The organism is Microbacter sp. GSS18, from assembly GCA_029319145.1.
In the GTDB taxonomy this organism is placed as follows: Bacteria; Actinomycetota; Actinomycetes; order Actinomycetales; family Microbacteriaceae; genus Microbacterium.
Map to the genome: position 1 here is coordinate 2756622 of CP119753.1, position 18841 is coordinate 2775462.

Annotated in this window: 18 protein-coding genes; 4 read left to right on the top strand and 14 right to left on the bottom strand. The window is 69.9% G+C overall.

What is annotated here, in order from left to right; genetic code table 11:
• Positions 1 to 5: 5 nt before the first annotated feature.
• From P0L94_12635 to P0L94_12670, 8 genes are all read right to left on the bottom strand, one after another.
• Positions 6 to 851, bottom strand: coding sequence for an ATP-binding cassette domain-containing protein (locus P0L94_12635; protein ID WES63303.1), 846 nt, complete (start codon positions 849 to 851; stop codon positions 6 to 8).
• Positions 848 to 2872, bottom strand: a complete 2025-nt coding sequence (locus P0L94_12640) for a dipeptide/oligopeptide/nickel ABC transporter permease/ATP-binding protein (protein ID WES63304.1) — start codon at positions 2870 to 2872, stop codon at positions 848 to 850. The genes P0L94_12635 and P0L94_12640 overlap by 4 nt, the downstream gene beginning before the upstream one ends.
• The gene (locus tag P0L94_12645; GenBank protein WES63305.1) at positions 2869 to 3810 is read right to left on the bottom strand and encodes an ABC transporter permease; all 942 of its coding nucleotides are present in this window, start codon (positions 3808 to 3810) and stop codon (positions 2869 to 2871) included. Before P0L94_12645 ends, P0L94_12640 begins: the two co-directional genes overlap by 4 nt.
• A 54-nt stretch (positions 3811 to 3864) precedes the next feature.
• On the bottom strand, positions 3865 to 5430 hold the full coding sequence (locus P0L94_12650) for an ABC transporter substrate-binding protein (GenBank protein WES63306.1): 1566 nt from the start codon (positions 5428 to 5430) through the stop codon (positions 3865 to 3867).
• A gap of 265 nt (positions 5431 to 5695) precedes the next feature.
• Positions 5696 to 6538, bottom strand: a complete 843-nt coding sequence (locus P0L94_12655; protein WES63307.1) for a fumarylacetoacetate hydrolase family protein — start codon at positions 6536 to 6538, stop codon at positions 5696 to 5698.
• A complete protein-coding gene (locus P0L94_12660; protein WES63308.1) occupies positions 6535 to 7410 on the bottom strand; it encodes a fumarylacetoacetate hydrolase family protein in 876 nt (291 codons plus the stop codon). The genes P0L94_12655 and P0L94_12660 overlap by 4 nt, the downstream gene beginning before the upstream one ends.
• Positions 7411 to 7444: 34 nt before the next feature.
• Entirely contained in the window at positions 7445 to 8230 is a 786-nt protein-coding gene (locus tag P0L94_12665; protein ID WES63309.1) for an SDR family oxidoreductase, read from the bottom strand.
• A gap of 28 nt (positions 8231 to 8258) precedes the next feature.
• Positions 8259 to 9017: an SDR family oxidoreductase gene (locus P0L94_12670; GenBank protein WES63310.1), complete on the bottom strand. Its 759-nt coding sequence runs from the start codon at positions 9015 to 9017 to the stop codon at positions 8259 to 8261.
• 138 nt (positions 9018 to 9155) lie between these two features.
• Here P0L94_12670 and P0L94_12675 point away from each other — a divergent pair, with 138 nt between their 5' ends.
• The 4 genes from P0L94_12675 to P0L94_12690 all read left to right on the top strand — a co-directional run bounded on the left by P0L94_12675 (position 9156) and on the right by P0L94_12690 (position 13379).
• Positions 9156 to 9677, top strand: coding sequence for a carboxymuconolactone decarboxylase family protein (locus tag P0L94_12675; GenBank protein WES63311.1), 522 nt, complete (start codon positions 9156 to 9158; stop codon positions 9675 to 9677).
• A 70-nt stretch (positions 9678 to 9747) separates the two neighbouring features.
• Positions 9748 to 10521, top strand: a complete 774-nt coding sequence (locus P0L94_12680) for an IclR family transcriptional regulator (GenBank protein ID WES63312.1) — start codon at positions 9748 to 9750, stop codon at positions 10519 to 10521.
• Between the two features lie 96 nt (positions 10522 to 10617).
• Positions 10618 to 12966, top strand: coding sequence for an arylsulfatase (locus P0L94_12685; protein ID WES63313.1), 2349 nt, complete (start codon positions 10618 to 10620; stop codon positions 12964 to 12966).
• A 41-nt stretch (positions 12967 to 13007) separates the two neighbouring features.
• Positions 13008 to 13379: a hypothetical protein gene (locus P0L94_12690; protein WES63314.1), complete on the top strand. Its 372-nt coding sequence runs from the start codon at positions 13008 to 13010 to the stop codon at positions 13377 to 13379.
• A gap of 9 nt (positions 13380 to 13388) precedes the next feature.
• On the opposite strand, the gene P0L94_12695 is transcribed toward P0L94_12690, so the two are convergent.
• Genes P0L94_12695 through P0L94_12720 form a run of 6 tightly spaced genes read right to left on the bottom strand, consistent with a single transcriptional unit; the run spans position 13389 to position 18834 of the window.
• On the bottom strand, positions 13389 to 14186 hold the full coding sequence (locus P0L94_12695) for an SDR family oxidoreductase (protein ID WES63315.1): 798 nt from the start codon (positions 14184 to 14186) through the stop codon (positions 13389 to 13391).
• On the bottom strand, positions 14186 to 14704 hold the full coding sequence (locus tag P0L94_12700; GenBank protein WES63316.1) for an RpiB/LacA/LacB family sugar-phosphate isomerase: 519 nt from the start codon (positions 14702 to 14704) through the stop codon (positions 14186 to 14188). Before P0L94_12700 ends, P0L94_12695 begins: the two co-directional genes overlap by 1 nt.
• Before the next feature lie 32 nt (positions 14705 to 14736).
• On the bottom strand, positions 14737 to 15672 hold the full coding sequence (locus tag P0L94_12705) for a VOC family protein (GenBank protein ID WES63317.1): 936 nt from the start codon (positions 15670 to 15672) through the stop codon (positions 14737 to 14739).
• Positions 15672 to 16703: a fumarylacetoacetate hydrolase family protein gene (locus tag P0L94_12710; GenBank protein WES63318.1), complete on the bottom strand. Its 1032-nt coding sequence runs from the start codon at positions 16701 to 16703 to the stop codon at positions 15672 to 15674. Before P0L94_12710 ends, P0L94_12705 begins: the two co-directional genes overlap by 1 nt.
• Positions 16700 to 17704, bottom strand: coding sequence for an amidohydrolase family protein (locus P0L94_12715; protein WES63319.1), 1005 nt, complete (start codon positions 17702 to 17704; stop codon positions 16700 to 16702). Before P0L94_12715 ends, P0L94_12710 begins: the two co-directional genes overlap by 4 nt.
• Positions 17701 to 18834: an FAD-dependent monooxygenase gene (locus P0L94_12720; GenBank protein ID WES63320.1), complete on the bottom strand. Its 1134-nt coding sequence runs from the start codon at positions 18832 to 18834 to the stop codon at positions 17701 to 17703. Before P0L94_12720 ends, P0L94_12715 begins: the two co-directional genes overlap by 4 nt.
• Between the last annotated feature and the right edge of the window lie 7 nt (positions 18835 to 18841).

Consider the following 18841-nt stretch of genomic DNA (forward strand, 5'->3'; position numbering starts at 1 on the left):
CGCGTTCACGCCGCCGCCGTCTCCTTCAGAGCGCGCCATGCCTCGCGCCGGCGGGCCTGCTCGTCGGGGTCCGGGACCGGGGATGCCGCCATGAGCACGCGCGTGTAGTGCTCCTTGGGGTCGCGCACGACGTCGGCGGTGATCCCCTCTTCGACGATGCGGCCGCGGTTGAGCACGATCACGCGCTGGGCCAGGAACTCGACCACCGCGATGTCGTGCGCGATGAAGAGGTAGCCGAGGTCCGCGCCGCGGCGAAGCTCGGCGAGAAGGTTGAGCACCTGCGCCTGCGTGGAGAGGTCGAGAGCGCTCACGGCCTCGTCGCACACCACCAGCCGCGGGTCGGTCACGAGCGCGCGGGCGATCGCGATGCGCTGTCGCTGGCCGCCCGAGAACTGGCGCGGCAGTCGCTCACCCGCGTCCCGGGGCAGCCCCACCGACTCGAGCGCGTCGGCGACGCGTCGGGTCCTCTCGGCGCGGGCGACCCCGGCGACGCGCAGCGGCTCCGAGACGGCGTCGCCGATCGGGCGGCGCGGGTTCAGCGATGAGAAGGGATCCTGGAAGACCGCGCGCAGATCACCGTGCAGCGCTCGGCGCTCGGCCGGCGTCGCGCGGGTGATGTCGCGGCCCTCGAAGATGATCCGGCCGCTCGTGACCGGCTGGAGCCCGAGAATGGCCTTGCCGATCGTGGTCTTGCCCGATCCCGACTCGCCCACGAGCCCGAGGGTCTCGCCGCGGGCGATCGAGAACGACACCCCCTTCACCGCAGGCTCGGCCTTGCGGCTGTACTGGATCACGAGGTCCTCGACCTCGAGCAGCGGCTGGGACGGATCGTGCTGGATCGGCGTGGTCATCGGTTTCCTCCCACGATCTCGACGGGCTCGGGCGCGGGCGCGAACCACTCGTCCTGGCGGCCGAGCAACTCGTCACGGCGTACGCAGCGGACGACGCCGTCGCCCTCGGCGCGCGACTCGAGCGGGACGGCGGTATGGCACGCCTCGGTCGCGAAGCGGCAGCGCTGCGCGAACCGGCATCCGGCCGGCCACGAGCCCGGTGTCGGGACCTGGCCGGGGATCGAGGCGAGTCGATCGGAGTGGGCGAGCTCGACCGCCGCATGCGGGTCGGAGGCCAGCAGCGCCATGGTGTACGGATGCTCCGAGCTCATGAGCACATCGCGCACCGACCCGGTCTCGACGAGTTCGCCGGCGTACATCACGGCCACCTCGTCGCAGATGTCGGCGACGACGCCCAGGTCATGCGTGACGAGCACGACCGACATTCCGCGCTCGGCGACGAGCCGGCGCAGGAGCCCCAGGATCTCGGCCTGCACCGTGACGTCGAGCGCGGTCGTCGGCTCGTCGGCGATCAGCAGACGGGGCGTGCCCGCAAGCGCGAGCGCGATCGCGACGCGCTGGGCCATGCCGCCCGAGATCTGGTGCGGGTAGCTGCGCAGCACGCGGGGCGGATCGACGATGCCGACGTCGACCAGCAGCTGCTCGGCGATCTTCTTCGCCTCGCCGCCGCCGACGCGGCGCAGGCGCCGGATCGTGGTGGTGAGCTGGTTGCCGACCGTGAACATCGGGTCGAGGGCGCGCGTCGGCTCTTGCGAGATGTAGGCGATGTCGTGTCCGCGCACCTTCGCCATCACCGCGTCATCCGCGCCGGCGAGATCGACGTCACCCCAGCGGATGTGACCGGAGCGCACCGACAGCCCGGGCGTGAGAAGGCCCAGCAGAGCGTGCGAGGTGACGCTCTTGCCGCAGCCGGACTCGCCGACGAGTCCCAGGACCGTTCCCGGGCGAACGCGCAGGCTGACGCCGGTGACGAGGGCCGGGCCATCGTCGACCCCGAGCACGAGATCCTCGACGCGCAGTTCGCCGTCGGCGATGCTGTCGTCGCCAGCGGTCATGCTCGAGGCCTCCGCGGTGGTCGGGGCTGAGACGGTCGTCGCTGCGGCAGCGGACGCCGCGGACCGGCGCGACCGCGTGCGGCGCAGCGCGACCAGCGGCGGCGGCGTCGCGTTGCCGCCGGAAAGGACATCGGCCATGCCGTTGGCGGCGATGATCGTCAGCGCCAGGACGACACCGGTGGGCACCATCATCCACGGCTGCTGGAAGATGAACTTCGAGGCCGCCTGGATCATGCCGCCCCACGTCGGCTCGGGCGGCGGCGGGCCGAAGCCGATGAAGGCCAGGCCGGTCTGGATCAGGATGCCGACCCCGAACAGCAGCACGAACTGCACCGCGACGGTGGTGATCATGTTCGGCAGCACGTGCCGCCAGCTGGCCGCGAAGGGGCGCATGCCGTCGACCGCCGCAGCCTCGACGAAGAGCTGCCGGTGGAGCGAGGACGCCTGCCCGACCTGGATGCGGTACTGACCGCCGAACATCAGCACACCGAGCACGACCATCACGAGCGGCATGTTCGTGCCGACCGCGGCGATGAACGCCAGGATGATCACCATCGTCGGGATCGAGAGGAAGATCTCGCTGACGCGCCCGGCGACGGATTCGACCTTGGCGTAGCGGCCGGCCGCGAGCACGACGGGGATCGTGATGGCCATCGCCACGAGCGGCGGGATCATCGCGAGGAACATGGTGGGAGCGGCGGCCGTCACGATCCGCGACAGCAGGTCGCGCCCGAGCTCGTCGGTGCCGAGCAGGTGCGCTGCCGAGGGCCCCTGGAGCACGGCCGAGAGGTCCTGCTCGAGGGGTCCGTAGCGCAGCCACAGCGGCGCGGTCAGCGAGGCCAGGACGAGACCGACGAGCCAGATCGCGGCGATGAGGGCGAACGGGGAACGCAGGATGCTGGCCGAGATCCCGCGGGGCTTCTTCTTGCGCGCGCGGAGGGCGATCGTCGTGGTGGAGTCGGTCATGAGGTCCTCAGCTTCGGGTCGAGGAAGCGGTTGAGCAGTTCGATCGCCACATTCACGGCGACGACCACCAGGGTCGCCACGAGCACGAGGGCCTGCACCATCGGCAGGTCCGAGGCGCCGACGGCGGCCTGCATCGCCTGTCCGATCCCCGGCAGGGCGAACAGGGTCTCGATGATGACCGAGCCGCCGAAGAGGACGATGAACTGGATGGCGACGCTGGCGAGGATCGGCAGGCTCGCGCCGCGCAGGGCGTGGACGTAGACGATGCGGAGGCGGTGCGTGCCGAGGGCGCGGAGGGTGCGGATGTGCTCCTGCGCGAGCGCCTCGGCCATCGAGGCGCGCGTCTGTCTCGCGATGAAGCCCGCCGAGGTGATCGCAATCGTGATGACGGGGAGGATGAGCGACGCGAACCAGCGGGCGGGATCGACCTCGAGCGGAACGTAGCCGGTGGCCGGGAGCAGCCGCAGCTGCACGGCGAAGACGAAGACGAGGATGATGCCGAGCCAGAACTGCGGCAGCGAGAGGAAGACGCCCGAGAAGGCGGTGATGATGCGATCGACGACGCCGCCGCGCACGGCCGCGATCACGCCGAAGGTGATGCCGAGCAGCGAGCTGACCAGCGTTCCGCCGATTGCGAGGGCTGCGGTGACCGGCAGGCGCTTGGCGATGTCGGCGCCGATGTCGCGCCCGTCGATGAGCGAGATGCCGAGGTCGCCGGTGACGACGCCGCCGACCCAGTTCGAGAACTGCACGAGCCACGGGTCGTACCACCCGATGGACTCGTTGTAGGCGACGATGTCGTCGGGGGTCGCGCCCATTCCGAGGACGACGGCTCCGGGCGTCGATCCCGACATGTGCATGAGGGCGAAGGCCGCGAACGACGCGACGAGCAGCGTGATGACGGCGAACAGCACGCGCTTGAGGATGAAGACAAGCATGGGAAGTGCCCCTTCACCCGGGGCGCCGGCGGTGGCCGACGCCCCGGGCTCGGATCAGGATGCGGGCTGGATGCTGGCGAGGATCGGGTAGGCCTCGGCACCGGCGAAGGTCGGCTCGGCGACCTTGCCCTGCTCGTAGCCCCACGCCGCGAACTCCTCATACAGCGGGATCAGCCAGCCGGAATCGACGATCGCCCGGTTGATCCCCGTCAGCGCCTCGGCACGCGCGGCGTCGTCCTGCGCGGCGCCGTACGCCTGAGCTGCGGCCTGGATCTCGGGGCCCTCGGCACCGTGGAAGTTCGCGAAGCCGAACAGGACGCCGTTGATGTTGCCGAGCGGGTTGCTCCACGTGAGGTTGAGCGGGCCGCCCATGTAGTTCGTCCGCACCGCTGCGAAGAGCTCTTCCGTGGATGCCGCCATGTTGAGCGTGACGTCGACGCCGATCGCGGCCCAGTACGTCTGAAGCGCCTCGAGGTCGCGCTGTGTGCGGTTCTGGATCGTCCACTCGAACTCGAGTCCGTCTGCGTAGCCGGCCTCGGCGAGCAGATCCTTGGCGGCCTCGGGGTCGTACGCGTACTCGTCCTCGAGCTCGGGGATGAACCCCGGACTGTCGGCGGGCAGCACGTTCCACGTCGGCTCCTGGCCGGGGTGGACGGCGGCGACGTACTCGGGACGGTTGATGGCGATCGACAGCGCCTTGGCCACGAGCGGGTCCCCGAACGCAGGATTCAGCGCGCCGGCCTTGTCCATCGCGAAGAGGTTCCAGATCGTGCCGCCGTTGAGCGCCACGGCCTTGCCCGACGACTCGACCTGGTCGGTGGTGTCAGCCGCGAGCAGCGTGATCTCGACCTCACCCGAGATGAGCGCGTTGGTGCGCGCCTGCGGGTCGAGGATCGGCTTGAACTCGTACGAGTCGAAGGGGTAGTCGGCGGCGCGGTCGGCGCCGTCCTTCTTGACCAGGACGTACGAGTTGCCCTTGATGGTCGCGTCGCTGTCGACCGTAAGCGGACCCGAGCCGTCCGGGACGGTGTCGAGGCTCGCGCGGTCGGCGAGTCCGGTGGGGCCGACGATGGCGCCGCCCGGGAAGGCGAGGTTGCCCTGGAAGCCCGGCTGCGGCACGGCGAAGGTGAGGGTCAGCGTGTCCTCGTCGACGACCTCGACGTCGGTGATCTCGGTCTCGCCGCCGGCGCCGAGTTCGCGGTAGGCGTTCAGATCGGGGTTGTCGCGCTGGTCGAGGTTCTCCTTGACCAGATCCGCGCTCAGCGCGGTGCCGTCGTCGAACGTGAGCGTCGTGTCGACGTCCAGCGTCATCTGCGTGAAGTCCTCATTGAACGAGAAGTCTGTCGCGGCGCTCGGCACCACGGATCCGTCCTCGCCGATCTCGAACAGGGAGTCGTACATGCCCTCGAAGAAGAACCGCTGACCGTTGCTGTAGAGCAGCGGGTCGTACCCCTGGGGCGCCTGGTCGGCGTCGAGGCCGATCACCAGGCTCGCGGTGTCGGCCTCTCCGCCGCCGTCGGCGTCTCCGCCGGAGCCGCTGCAGGCGGTGAGGGTGAGTGCGGTTGCCGCGAACGCGGCGACAGCGATCACGCCGCGCGTGCGTGCTGTATGACGAACCATCCTGATCTCCAATGATCGATGTGCTGTGGGTGGACTTCGGTGTCTGCCCGGCGGTCGGGACCGCGGGTGTCTCTATCGTGACTAGTGAAAGTCACTTTTGCTATTCGGAAGTAGGCACGGAGGGTTAGTCTGCGCCTAACGTGAGTGTGGCTTGACCCGCGTACCCGATCCGATCGGGTGCAGTCATCTTGCTCAGACCGGGCGTCATCGGGGAAGACCGAGTCCGCTATGGCCCGCATCAGCGCGACTGATAGCCGCGCTGATGTCAGCGGGGCTCGCGGAACCTCGTCGTCAGCTCGCCGACACCCTCGATGACGGACGCGAGGGTCTCGCCGGCGCGCAGGAACCGCTTGGGCACCCGTGCGTTGCCGATGCCCGAGGGCGTGCCGCTGAAGATGATGTCGCCTGGCAGCAGACTCGCGACCGCGGAGAGCCGCGCGATGAGCTCAGGGATGTCGTAGATCATGCGCGACGTTCGCGAGTCCTGCATCACCTCGCCGTCGATGGAGCACGAGATCGCCAGGTCAGAAGGGTCCTCCAGCTCATCGACGGTGACGACCCACGGGCCCGTCGGCGAGAAGCCGGGATGCGATTTGGCGAGGCTGAACTGCGGGCGCACGCCCTCGAGCTGGGCAACGCGCTCCGACAGATCCTGACCGACGGTGAAGCCCGCGACGTGCCGCCACGCGTCCTCGCGACGGACGCCGTGCCCCCCGCGCCCGATGACGACGACGAGCTCGACCTCCCAGTCGACATTGCCCTCGGGGAGCGCCACGGTGGCTGCCGGGCCGGTCAGACTCGAGGGGAACTTCGTGAACGTGACCGGCAGGCTGTCGGGCGGGTAGCCCGCCTCGTCGGCGTGCTCGCGATAGTTCACGCCGATCGCGAAGACCTGCGGCGGCCGCGGCACAGGTGGACCGAGCTCGCTGCGGTCGAAGGCCTCACCCTCGGATCCCGCCTCCGCCGCCCATGCGACGAACGCGTCCCAGTCGGCGTACGGCGCCATCGGGTCGGGGCCGAACCGGCCGCCGGACGCGGTCGCGACGTCGACCGCCGTCTCGTCCCCGGTGACGAGGACAAGACGGCCGCTCAGGTTGGCGACCCTCACCAGTCGACCCGCTGCGGTGCCGGTTCGCCGTACCGCTCTTCCCACGAGATGACCGTGTTGCGCAGCACTCCGATGTTCTCGATCTCGGCCTCGACGACGTCGCCGGGCTGCAGGTAGAAGTCGAACGGATTCTTCTGCACGGCTGCCACGCCCGAGATGGTGCCCGTCGTGAGGAGGTCGCCCGCCGAGAAGATCTGCGGCGAGTGATAGGCGACCAGGTGCGGCCACGAGATGCGGGTCTGGTTGGTGTTGCCCTGCTGGCGCACTTCGCCGTTGACGCGCAGCTGCATCGACAGGTTGTGCATGTCGCCGATCTCGTCCTTCGTGACGATCCACGGGCCGATGGGGCAGAACGTGTCGATGCCCTTCGAGAACGAGAAGACGCCCGACTCCATCTCCTTGCGCTGGATGTCGCGCGCAGTGATGTCGTTGAACACCGTGAAGCCGGCGATGTGGTCCTCGGCCTCCTCGGGTGTGAAGAACTTGCCCGACTTGCCGATGACGATCGCCATCTCGAGCTCGTAGTCGAGCTCTTTCGTCAGGCCCTCGGGGTACACGATCTGGTCCTCGGGGCCGATGATCGCGTCGAGGTTCTGAAAGAACACGATGCCCTTGTGCACCGGATGCGACCAGTCGACGGCGGTCAGCTCGTTGTGGTGATCGATGAAGTTGCCCGCGGTGTGGAAGAACTTCTTCGGGCGGATGGGGGCCTCGAGCTTCACGTCGGCGTAGTTCAGACGCTCGCCGGTCTCGGCGACCTTGCCGTCCCGCTCGAAGTACTCGCGCGTCGAGGGGACGTCGAGCTCGATGACGATCCCCTCCTCGAGCTCCAGGCGGCCGACCCGGCCGCCGTCGAAGGTGATCAGCTTCATGTCTTTCTCTCCTGTCTCAGATCTCGGATGCCGGTCAGGCGCCGACCATGTTGAAGCCGCCGTCGGCGAGCATGTAGCCGCCGGTGAGGTGGGCAGCCTCGTCGGTGGCGAGCCACAGGCACGTGCCGGCGACGAACTCGGGCGGCGGGATGTGCCCCATCGGCGTCTGCGAGATGAGCACCTCGCGGCGGCCGCTCTTCCAGTCCTCGCGCTGCAGCAGGCGCTCGGTCTCCATGAAGCCCGGCGCGAAGGTGTTGACGCGCACCGCCGGCGCGAATGCCTTCGCGTACGACTTGGTGATGCCGAGGATGCCGTACTTCGCCGCGGCGTACTGCGGGGCGCGGGGCGAGCCGCGCACGATGACGGTCGAGCCGACGTTCACGATGTTGCCGTGGCCCTGCTCCAGCATCCGCTCGCCGAACTCGTGCGTCATCAGCAGCGTGCCCTTGACATCGATGTCGATGACGGCGTCGAGGGACTCCTGCGTCAGCTCCTTCCACGACATCTGCTCGCTCGAGACGTCGCCGACGTTGTTTACGAGGACGTCGAGAGTGCCGAAGGCCTGCCACACGGCATCCGCCATCGCCTTGATCTGGTCCCAGCTGCCGATGTTCGCCTGGACCAGGATGCCGTCGGAGCCGGCCTCGCGGATGCGCTCGAGCGTCTTCTCGGCGCCCGCGCGCGAGCTGTTGTAGTGGACGGCGACCTTCGCACCCTCCTGCGCGGCCCGCACCGCGATCTCGGCGCCGAATCCGGTGCCTGCGCCGGTGACGAGCACGGTCTTGCCCGCGAAGCGCGGGAAGATCTGAGCCTGGGTCATTTCTGCCTCCTTGGAGAGTGATCTGCGATCAGACGAGCGTGCGCCCGCCGTCGATGTACATGACGTGGCCGGTGACGAAGCCGGCGTGGCGGGACGACAGGAACAGCGCCGGCCCGGTGAGTTCGTCGGTCGTCCCCAGCCGCCCGGCCGGAACCTGGCTCTCGAGCGCCTCGCGCTTGCCGGGCTTGGACAGGTGCGCCGCCGTCAGCGGTGTCTCGATGTAGCCCGGCGCGAGCGCGTTCACGGTGACCCCGTGCGGCGCCCACTCGTGCGCCATGACGCGCAGCAGCTGGTTGATGCCGCCCTTGGTGGCCGCGTACGGGCCGTGTGAGTGGTGAGCGAGGAGCCCTGAGACACTCGACAATGCCAGCACACGACCGTGGCCCTGATCGACCATGCGGCGCCCCGCCGCCTGCGCCAGTGAGAACACCGTCGACAGGTTGATGCGCACGATGTGATCCCACTCCTCTTCTGTGAAGTCCAGGATCGGGCGGCGGTCGTTGATCCCCACGGCGTGCAGCAGGACGTCGAGCCCACCGAGGCGCTCGACCGCCTCGGCGACCACGTGCTCGCCCGAGCCATGCTCGGCCAGGTCCGCGGCGATGAGCTCGAACCGCTCCTCGCCGGCAGCGGCGAGCGCCTCGAGTGCGTCCTCGTCGCGGTCGACCACGGCGACCGATGCGCCGGCCCGGGCATAGGCGCGGGCGCATGCGCCGCCGATGCCGCCGGCACCGGCGACCAGGACGCGCGCGCCCGTCAGACCGAGCCAGTCGTCGTGTCCCTGCATCTCGTCTCCTTCGGCGGGATGTTCATTAAATGAAAGCAGTTTTCGCGAAATGAATGTAACCTGGGGTCTCGCCAGGTGTCAAACACGACTCGAGGAGGAGCAGTGGCGCCACGCATCCGCCCACTCACACCCGCGGAGATGTCCGACCGACAGCGCGTGCTGTACGAGAGCATCACCGGCGGTCCGCGCGCCCAGGGGCCTCAGCACTTCGCGCTGGCCGCTCCGGACGGCTCGCTTCGCGGCCCGTTCGATGCGATGCTCCGGTCGCCCGACCTCGGCACCGCCCTCCAGGAGCTCGGCGCCGCGATCCGCTACCGCACGGGACTCGACGATCGCGCGCGCGAGCTGGCGATCCTGCTGGTGGCCGCCCACTGGTCGAGCGACTTCGAGCAGCAGTCGCACGAGGCGATCGCGCGCGCGCTCGGCTTCACCGAGCTCGAGCTCGAAGCCCTGCGCGCATCCGACCTCGGCTCGTTCACAGGACGGGATGCCGCGCTCGGCGAGGCGGTGCTCGGACTGCTGGCGGGCGACCTCGACGACACGGCGTGGGCTGCCGCGAGCGCGGCACTCGGCGAGGAGACCCTGTTCGAGCTCGCGACGCTGGTCGGCTACTACTCGACGCTGGCCCTGCAGCTGCGCGTATTCCGGGTGGCGGCGTGAGCGGCGCGCGGCGGACCTTGCCCGAGCGGATTGCAAGAGAATACGGTTTCGAACGATGAAAGCTGAAGGCGTGGACAAACCCAACCGATACCGCATCGAGGCGCTCGCGAAGGGCCTCGACGTTCTTCGGCTGTTCGACGAGTCGACCACGACGCTCAAGCTCCGCGAGATCTGCGACCGCACCGGGATCCCGATGCCGACCGCGTTCCGCGTCGTCGCGACGCTCGAGGAGGAGGGGTTCGTCGAGCGCCTGCCCGACGGCGCCGTCCGGCCGGGCCTCGCCGTGCTCACGCTGGGCTCGGCGGCGCTGCGCGGTGCGAGCATCGTCCAGATCAGCGAACGGCCGCTGCGGCAGCTCGCCGAAGTGACCGGCGAGACGGTGAACCTCGGGGTGCTCCGCGGAGCGGACGTGCTCTACCTCGCCCGCATCCGCAATGCCGACCTCGTGACGGCCAACATCCAGGTGGGATCGACGCTCCCGGCCCCGCTGACGTCGATGGGCAAGCTGCTGCTCGCCTACCTCGACGAGGACGAGGTGCGAGACGCTCTCGCGGGCTTCGACTTCGGGCGCGCCGCCGGGCCCCACGCCGCTCGTTCCATCGACGAGCTGCTGCCGCGACTCGCCGAGACGAAGGCACAGGGCTTCGCCGTGCAGGACGAAGAGGTCGCGGTCGGCCTGCGCTCGATCGCCGTGCCGATCTTCGGACGCGACCCGCGCCCGGCGGCCGCGATCAACATCGCCGTGGCGACCAGCCGCCACAGCGTCGAGGATCTGCGCGGCCCCCTGCGTGAGCGGCTGAGCGCGACCGCGGACGAGATCTCGGTGCGGCTTCGCGCGGCCTGACCCGCCGGGTGGACACCGCCGCTCATCACGATTCCCGATGCGGCCCATCACGGCGCCTCGAGCGACCTAGGGTGAACCACGGCACGAAGGAGAGCCATGATCGACGACGACAGCACGCCCGACCTCCGGCACACCGACGGCGCGAGCCCGCGCGGCTACGACGGCTTCGGAGGCGTCGTCGCGCCGAGATCGTCGCAGTCGACGCCGTGGTGGCCGGCCCCGAAGCGACCGCCCGAGAAGGCCCCCAACGTCATCGTGATCCTGATCGACGACATGGGCTTCAGCGATGTCTCGCCGTTCGGCAGCGAGATCGACACCCCGGCGATCCAGGCGCTCGCCGACGACGGCTACCGCCTGACCAACTTCCACGTCGCGCCCGTGTGCTCGCCGACCCGTGCGGCCCTGATGACCGGCTGCAACCCGCACCGCGCCGGCGTCGGATCGGTCGCGAACATGAACCCCGGGTATCCCGGCATCCGCGGCGGACTCCCGACCGACATGCCCACCCTCGCAGAGACGTTCCGCGACAACGGCTACGCGACCCTCATGGTCGGCAAGTGGCACCTCACGCCCGAGACGAGCATGCACGACGGCGCCGACCAGTCCACGTGGCCGATCCAGCGCGGATTCGACCGGTACTTCGGGTCGCTCGAGGGCTTCACGACGATGTACCACCCGCATCGCATTCTGCGCGACAACTCCCCCATTACGGAGGAGTTCGCCGACGACGACTACCTCACCGACCGCCTCACCTCCGAGGCGATCGACATGATCGACGGCGTGCGCACCGGCGGCCCCGACAAGCCCTTCTTCCTCTACTTCGCCCACAACGCCGTGCACGGCCCGGTGCAGGCGACACCCGCGGACACCGCTCCGCACCGCGGCCGGTACGACGCGGGGTGGGACGCGCTGCGCGCACAGCGCTTCGCCCGGCAGCAGGAGCTCGGCCTCTTCCCCGACGAGACGGAGCTGTCGCCGTCGGGTCCGCAGAACACGCAGGGCGTGCCGCCATGGGAGTCGCTCGACGAGGAGACCCGCGCGCTCTACGCCCGCCACATGGAGGTCTACGCCGGCTCGGTGTCGGGCATCGACCGCAGCGTCGAGCGTCTCGTGACGCACCTGAAGGAGATCGGCGAGTACGACAACACCATCATCGTGTTCGCCAGCGACAACGGCGGCACCGCCGAGGGCGGCGTCACCGGCACGCGCAGCTACTTCAGTCAGTTCACCTTCGCGTCGGGTCTTCCCGACGACTGGGTGCGCGATGTGCCGCGGCCCCTCGACGAGATCGGCGGGCCCCGCGTTCACGGCCACTACCCGGCCGGCTGGGCGCACGTGTCGAACACTCCGTTCCGCCTCTACAAGGGGTCGGTGCACGAGGGCGGCATCCGCAGCCCGCTCATCGTGAGCTGGCCGGCGGGACTCCCTCGCACCGACCCGGATGCCGGCATCCGGCGCGACTTCGCGTTCGTCGCCGACCTGGCGCCGACGCTCGAGGAGCTCACCGGCGTCAGGCGGCCCGAGACGCTGCGCGGCGCGCCCACCGTCGCCCCGGACGGCGCGAGCTTCGCCGACGCGCTGCGCGGCGCATCCGACGCAGACCGCGGCAGCGATGGGCAGCACGTCACCTTCATGGGCCAGCGTTCCTACTTCGAGGGCCGATTCAAGATCGTGGGCATGGGCTGGGAGAAGGGCGGCGACGGGCCCGCGTTCTGGAAGCTGTACGACATCACCGCCGACCCCACTGAAGTCGACGACATCGCCGGCGATCACCCCGAGGTCGTCGCCGATCTCGCCGAGAAGTGGCGGCGTGCCGCCTGGCACAACACCGTCTTCCCGCTGCCCGACGACCCCACGATGCTGGTGAAGGTCCCGTCGACCGACCTGGAGCTCGAGCAGCCCGTCCGGCTTCGCCCGGGCGCCCCCGGACTGGAGCGCGTGCGGTCGTACAAGCTCATCGCGATGCGCTCGTTCACGGTCACGGCGCGGTTCGACGGCCCCGTCGGCGACGGCGTGATCGTCTCGCACGGCGACCAGGGCGGCGGGTACATCCTGTTCGCCGAAGCGGGCGCGCTGCACTTCTCGTACAACGCCTACGGCGATATGCACCGCGAGGACATCGCCGTCGGGGATGCTGTCTCGACCGTCACGCTGTCGTTCGAGGCCCGCGAGGAGTTCACGTGGGACATCGCGGTGGACGTCGACGGCACCCGGACCGTCCTGGCCGAGCGGGTGCCGATGCTGATGGGAATGGCTCCGTTCACCGGCATCAGCGTCGGCTACGACGGCGGCGGCCCGGTCGACTGGGACCTTCACGAACGCCACGGCTGGTTCCGCTATCACGGCGGTCTGCGCGACGTCGCCTACGCCCCCGGCGCCAAGGCGCCGTACAACGACGAGATCGTCGTCGCGATCGACGAGATCAGCGCTCGGCTCATCGACTGACGGGCCCGAAGACCGAATCGAACGTCCATAGAGGGGGACCCATGACCGCAACCGCCATCACCTGGCTCGCCCACAGCGTCGACGCCGAGCAGCTCGCCAGGGCCCGCGCGTTCGTCGAAAGCATCGGACTCGACGTGATCTCCGACACCGGCGACGTCATCATGGCGCAGACGGCCCGCGGCGACATCGTCGAGTACTGCGGTCCGGACGCCGAGGTGCCGCCGCACCTGTTCGCCGGTCAGTCCCAGGTCGCCGGGTTCCTCGTCGAGGACCTCGATGCCGCCGTCGCCCGGCTCGCTGAGCAGGGATTCGCAACCGTCGGGGACGCAGGGGAAGGCGGGGGCGTGAGGTTCCAGCATGTGATCGGGCCCGCGGGCGACGTCGTCGGACTCGTGGCGAGGCAGCCGGAATAGGAGTCGTCGTCAATCGGCGATCAGCGTCCCGCCGTCGATGACGATGTTCTGGCCCGTCACGAACGCCCCCGCGTCGGATGCCAGCCACACCACCGCGCCGGCCACCTCCTCCGGGCGGCCGAACCGACCCAGCGGAGTGCGCGCCAACCTGACTCTGGCGCGCTCGGGGTCGTCGGTGATCGGCGTCGCGAAGCCGGTATCGATCACTCCCGGCGACAGAGCATTGACGCGCACGCCGCGACCGCCCCACTGCACCGCGAGATTGCGCGCCACCTGAGCGTTCGCAGCCTTCGTGGCCCCGTAGCCCGAGATCGCGGTGTTGCCGCGGAGACCGGACAGACTCGACATCACGAGGAACAGCCCGCCGCCGGACGCCGCGATCGAGGGCAGGCCATGCTCGGCGAGTCGAAGCACCGAGCGCACGTGCAGGTCGAACATCGCGTCGAGCGCTGCCAGGGCCTCATCACCGCCCGGGTGGTCGCCGGCATCGGGAGGGTCGGCGGCGAAGCCGGCGTTGGCGAACACGACGTCCAGTCGTCCCCATCGTCCGATCGCCTCGGCGACGAGCTGCGCCGGCGCATCGGCGGCGGCCACATCACCGTCGACGCCCACCGCGGTCGCGCCCGCGTCGCGCAGCCGCCGCGCGACATCGTCCGAGCCCTCCAGGCCCGCGACGATCACCTTGGCTCCGGCCGCGGCGAGCGCGGTCGCGCTCGCCAGTCCGATGCCCGACGTGGCCCCGGTGACGAGCGCGACTCGTCCGGCCAGCGAGAAGAGCGTCTGCGGCGCGAACGCGGCCAGCGTCATCAGTCGTGCTGGACGGCGATCTGCTCGGGCTCGAGCTGGACGGCCCAGCCCTCGATGGTGCCGGAGTTCTCGTACTCCTCGATCTGCAGGATGCGGCGCCCGGTGTCGACGTTGTGCGGCAGCGACGTGGTGACGAACGCGGCGATCGTGAGCCACGCGTTCTCCTCGAACGCGATGCCCTCGAAGACGAGCACGTTGGCGTCGACGGTCTCGCGCGTGGTCGCCGCCGCGCGCGGCGATGCCGCGGTGACGGCGCGCGCCCCGTTGACCTTGTTGGCCGCGACGACGCCGGCGGCCGGCTCGTCGACGACGAGCACGCCGAACGCGTCGACGCCGGCATCCTGGTCGGCGATGACGGCCTTTCCGACCGTCACCGCGAAGATCGGGTAGTCGTCGCCCGGGTCGAGCGCCTCGGCGCCGTGCCAGACGACCTCGTGACCGCCGGCTCGGGCCCGCGCCTCGAGGGCGCGGCCGAGCTCGTAGCCGGCGTGATCGGCGGCGAAGTGGATCTTGGTCATGTCTTCTCTCCTCGCTGGGACGTCGGGGCCGGTCACACCGGGGGCGCGACGAACAGGCCCTTGTCGATGTCGTTGAAGGACTCGCGCGCGATGATCTCACTCATCACCTGCGCGGTGCCCCACTGGTCCTGGTTCGACAGCTGCGAGATGTCGAGGCGGTGCGGCTCCCAGTTCTCCTCGTCGAGCACCGACAGCTCGGTGGTGTACTCGATCGTGTTGCCGGCGGGGCTGAGGAAGTAGGCGAACGTGTTGTCGCCCGCGTTGTGCCGGCCCGGGCCCCAGATCATGCGGGCGCCCGAGCGCAGGATCTTGCCGGCGCCGCGCATCCACTCCTCGATGCCGCGCATCTCGAACGACAGATGGTGCAGCGAATGGTGCGGGCCCATCGCGACCGCCACCGAGTGGTGGTTGGGGTTGCAACGCATGAAGTGCATCATGTTCGCGCCGTCCGGGCGGATGAGCGAGTCCGAGATCGAGAAGTCGAGGTGGTCGACGTACCACTGCGCCGTGGCGTTGAGGTCGGCGGAGTTGAACACCACGTGAGAGAGCTTCGCGGGGATCGGCTCGCGCTCGCGGATCTTGCGGGCGGTGCGCGTCTGGTACCCGGTCGAGAACTCCAGCACGCGGCCGTCACCGTCGAACACGCGGAAGCCGTAGCCGCCGCCGAAGCCGTCGAGGTCCTGCGGCTCGTGCACGAACTGCACGCCCTCGGCGTGGAGCTTGTCGGCGAGCTCCTGCAGGTCCTCGCGCCCGTCGACGGCGAAGCCGACCAGGTCGATCCGCTTCTCGTCATCGCGCAGGCGCAGGATGAACGGCTCGGTGGAGCCCTCGGCGGCCAGGTAGCTGATGCCCTCTTCGGCGTGCACCTCGGTGAGACCCCAGTACTTCGTGAAGAAGTCGCGCTCCTCCTCGAAGTTGGGCACCGCGAGTGCGGCGTAGCGCAGATGCGCGACCAGTCGCTTCGTCATCATCGACCTTCTTTCTGTTCGGATGCCGCGGCGAGCGCGGCGGATTCGTTCGGGTTGTGCCGGAGGCGCGGCCGGGGCGACGCCGGCGGAAGATCCGGGGCCGCGACGCAGGCGCCCACGCGGGCGGTCAGTTCGCCGACGCCGTGGACGGTCATGGCGACCTCGTCGCCCTCCTGCAGCGGCGGTGGCGTGAGGCCGCCGTTGCGGCCCCACAGCTCGCCGAGGCAGCCGCCGTTGCCGATGGTGCCCGAGCCCAGCACGTCGCCGGGCTTGACCACCGAGTTGCGGGAGGCGTAGGCCACCAGCACCGGGAACGGCCAGCCCATGTTCGAGATCAGGTCCTCGCCGATGAGCTCGCCGTTGACGCGCACCTCGCCGCGCACGGCGAGGAAGCCGTCGGCGTCGAGGTGCGGCTCGAGCTCGTCGGCCGTGACGATCCATGGTCCGAGAGACGTGCCGAAGTCCTTGCCCTTGGCGGGACCGAGCCGAACCTTCATCTCGCGGCCCTGCAGATCGCGCGCCGACCAGTCGTTCATGATCGTGTAGCCGAAGATGTGGGATGCCGCCTGCTCGGGCGTGAGGTTCACGCCGTCGGAGCCGGACACGCCGCCGACGACGGCGGCGAGCTCGAGCTCGAAGTCGAGGCGCTCGGTCACCGGCGGCGAGACCGGCTCGCCGGGCCCGAGGATCGTGTGCGGATTGGTGAAGTAGAAGGTGGGGTACTCGTACCACTCGTCGGCGACGTGACTTTTGCCCTCGACCCCCGCGCTGACGCCCTCGACGTGCTCCTCGAACGTGACGAAGTCGCGGACCGAGGCGGGCACGAGCGGCGCGAGCAGTGTGACATCGGCGAGCGGCGCGCCCTCCGGACCCTCGGCGAGCGCAGCCGCATGAAGCGTCTGCGCCGCTCCGAGCCCGTCCGAGAGAACGTCGGCGACCGTCTTCCCGGCGGGGAAGGGGATCACCCGCTCGTCCTCGACGAAGCCCTCGCCGATCGTCCCGTCGGAGTGCTGCCAGCGGGCGATCCTCATGCCTGCACCCCCACCGTCACGAGGGCGTCGGCGTTGGCCGATAGGATGCGGCGCTCGACCTCGGTGGTGAGCCCCGCGGACTTCACGAACGCGACCGGGTCGGTCGAGCCCATGTCGAACGGGTAGTCGCTTCCGAGCACGACCTGCGTCGAGCCGACGGTGGCCAGCAGGTGGCGCAGCACCGCCGGATCGTGGATGACGGTGTCGAACCAGATCTTGCGCAGGTACCAGGACGGCTCGTGCGCGCACTTCTGCGCGTCCGGCCGGACGCGCCACGCGTGGTCGGAGCGGCCGATCGCGGTCGGCAGGTACCCGCCGCCGTGGGCGGCGACGATCTTCAGGTCCGGGTATCGGTCGAGGACGCCCGAGAAGATCAGGTGCGACAGCGCGACGGCGTTCTCGACCGGCTGCCCCACGGTGTTGGCGAGGTAGAAGCGGTCCAGACGCTCGTCGAGGCTGCAGCCGAACGGGTGCAGGAAGATCACGGCGCCGAGGTGCTCGGCGCGCTCCCAGAACGGTTCGAGCCGCACGTCCGACAACTCGACGTCGCCGGCGAACGACGAGATCTCGACCCCGGCGAGCCCGTGCCCGAGCACGGCATCATCGAGCGCGTCGACGATGAGCTTGGGATGCTGCAGCGGCACGACGCCGAGACCCACCAGACGGTCGGGCGCCTGGGCGACATGCTCGGCGACGAGCCGGTTAGCCTCGGCGGCGACCCAGGCCGCGAGGTCCCCGGGCGCCCACGGATAGAAGTGGTTCGGCGACGCCGACACCCACTGGCGATCGACTCCCTGGCGGTCCATGTCGGCCAGCCGCACGTTGACGTCGGTGAGCTTGGGGATGCGCGACCCGACCATCGGGCCCGACACCGCCTGGCTCGCGGCGCCGTTGCGGCGCAGCTCGAGCGCCGCCGCCTCGGCGACGAGCTCGGGGGCACGACGCTCGACCTCGGCATGGAGGCCGGGCATCAGCAGGTGCGCGTGGACGTCGGTGGTCATGCCGGCTGCGCCATCTTCTGCGCGATGCCGAAGATCAGGCCGCCGGCGTCGGCGTCCCGGTCGCCGTCGATCTGCCACTGCGCCAGCTGCACCGAAGCCTCGACCACTGCGGTGGCGCGCGGCAGGCGCCGCGCGTGGAAGGCATCCCACAGGCCCTGGTCGACCTGGTCGCCGCCGGTGAGCAGCTCGGTGAGGACGAGGGCGTCCTCGAGCCCCTGCGCGGCACCCTGCGCGATCGTCGGAGGGCAGCTGTGGGCGGCGTCTCCGATGATCACGACACGACCGCGGTTCCAGGGCTCGGCGACGACGTGCTTGGTGAACCACGTGTAGTTCGCGTGTGCGCCGGCCTCGAGATCGGTGCGGATCGCGTTCCACGGACCGGAGTACGCCCGCGACTCCTCGAGCATGATGCGGGTCGCCTCCGCGTCGCTGACGCCGACGCGGTCCTGCGCCTTCTCGACGAGGAACGCGTACATGGAGTCCTCGCCGGTGGGCGTGTAGCCGGCGATGTACACCGGGCCGCCGTAGTACAGCTCGCTGCGGACGACCTCGGCGGGGCGCGACACGAACGTGCGCCAGATGCCCATGCCCACGGGCTCGGGCTTGGTCTCGATGCCCATCAGATCGCGCACGGTCGAGTTCAGCCCGTCGGCCCCGATCAGCAGGTCGTAGGTGCCCGCCGACGCGTCGTTGACGAACACCTCGACGGCGTCGCCGCTCTGCTCGATGCCGGTCACCTTCGCGCCGAACGTGGCGTTCACGCCGGCCTTCTCCGCGTGAGCGAAGAGGATGCGCGCGAGCTCGGGACGGGGCATGCCCATGGCGGCGGGGTAGTCCGGGCCGCCGGTCTTGACGTCGGGCAGTTCGGCGACGATCGGGGCGTCCGGGCCGGGAGCGCGCAGGTTCAGCCCCTCGAAGGGGTAGCCGGCGGCCTTGATCTCGTCCCACGCGCCGAGCGTGTCGAAGGCGCGCAGAGCGTTGCCCTGCAGCGAGATACCGGAGCCGAGGGCGCTGAGCTCGGGCTGCGCCTCGAAGAGATCGACGGTGACGCCCGCCTTGGCGAGCTGGATGCCTGCGGCGAGGCCGGCGACGCCGGATCCGGCGATGGCGACCTTGTTCACTGCGGTCATGGGGAAG

What these genes read in the sequence shown, in the direction of transcription:
- P0L94_12640 (WES63304.1), bottom strand. Translation starts at nt 2,872, where the DNA reads ATGACCGACTCCACCACGACGATCGCCCTCCGCGCGCGCAAGAAGAAG.
- P0L94_12650 (WES63306.1), bottom strand. Translation starts at nt 5,430, where the DNA reads ATGGTTCGTCATACAGCACGCACGCGCGGCGTGATCGCTGTCGCCGCG.
- P0L94_12685 (WES63313.1), top strand. Translation starts at nt 10,618, where the DNA reads ATGATCGACGACGACAGCACGCCCGACCTCCGGCACACCGACGGCGCG.
- P0L94_12670 (WES63310.1), bottom strand. Translation starts at nt 9,017, where the DNA reads ATGCAGGGACACGACGACTGGCTCGGTCTGACGGGCGCGCGCGTCCTG.
- P0L94_12695 (WES63315.1), bottom strand. Translation starts at nt 14,186, where the DNA reads ATGACGCTGGCCGCGTTCGCGCCGCAGACGCTCTTCTCGCTGGCCGGA.
- P0L94_12635 (WES63303.1), bottom strand. Translation starts at nt 851, where the DNA reads ATGACCACGCCGATCCAGCACGATCCGTCCCAGCCGCTGCTCGAGGTC.
- P0L94_12700 (WES63316.1), bottom strand. Translation starts at nt 14,704, where the DNA reads ATGACCAAGATCCACTTCGCCGCCGATCACGCCGGCTACGAGCTCGGC.
- P0L94_12720 (WES63320.1), bottom strand. Translation starts at nt 18,834, where the DNA reads ATGACCGCAGTGAACAAGGTCGCCATCGCCGGATCCGGCGTCGCCGGC.
- P0L94_12645 (WES63305.1), bottom strand. Translation starts at nt 3,810, where the DNA reads ATGCTTGTCTTCATCCTCAAGCGCGTGCTGTTCGCCGTCATCACGCTG.
- P0L94_12660 (WES63308.1), bottom strand. Translation starts at nt 7,410, where the DNA reads ATGAAGCTGATCACCTTCGACGGCGGCCGGGTCGGCCGCCTGGAGCTC.
- P0L94_12710 (WES63318.1), bottom strand. Translation starts at nt 16,703, where the DNA reads ATGAGGATCGCCCGCTGGCAGCACTCCGACGGGACGATCGGCGAGGGC.
- P0L94_12690 (WES63314.1), top strand. Translation starts at nt 13,008, where the DNA reads ATGACCGCAACCGCCATCACCTGGCTCGCCCACAGCGTCGACGCCGAG.
- P0L94_12715 (WES63319.1), bottom strand. Translation starts at nt 17,704, where the DNA reads ATGACCACCGACGTCCACGCGCACCTGCTGATGCCCGGCCTCCATGCC.
- P0L94_12665 (WES63309.1), bottom strand. Translation starts at nt 8,230, where the DNA reads ATGACCCAGGCTCAGATCTTCCCGCGCTTCGCGGGCAAGACCGTGCTC.
- P0L94_12705 (WES63317.1), bottom strand. Translation starts at nt 15,672, where the DNA reads ATGACGAAGCGACTGGTCGCGCATCTGCGCTACGCCGCACTCGCGGTG.
- P0L94_12675 (WES63311.1), top strand. Translation starts at nt 9,156, where the DNA reads ATGTCCGACCGACAGCGCGTGCTGTACGAGAGCATCACCGGCGGTCCG.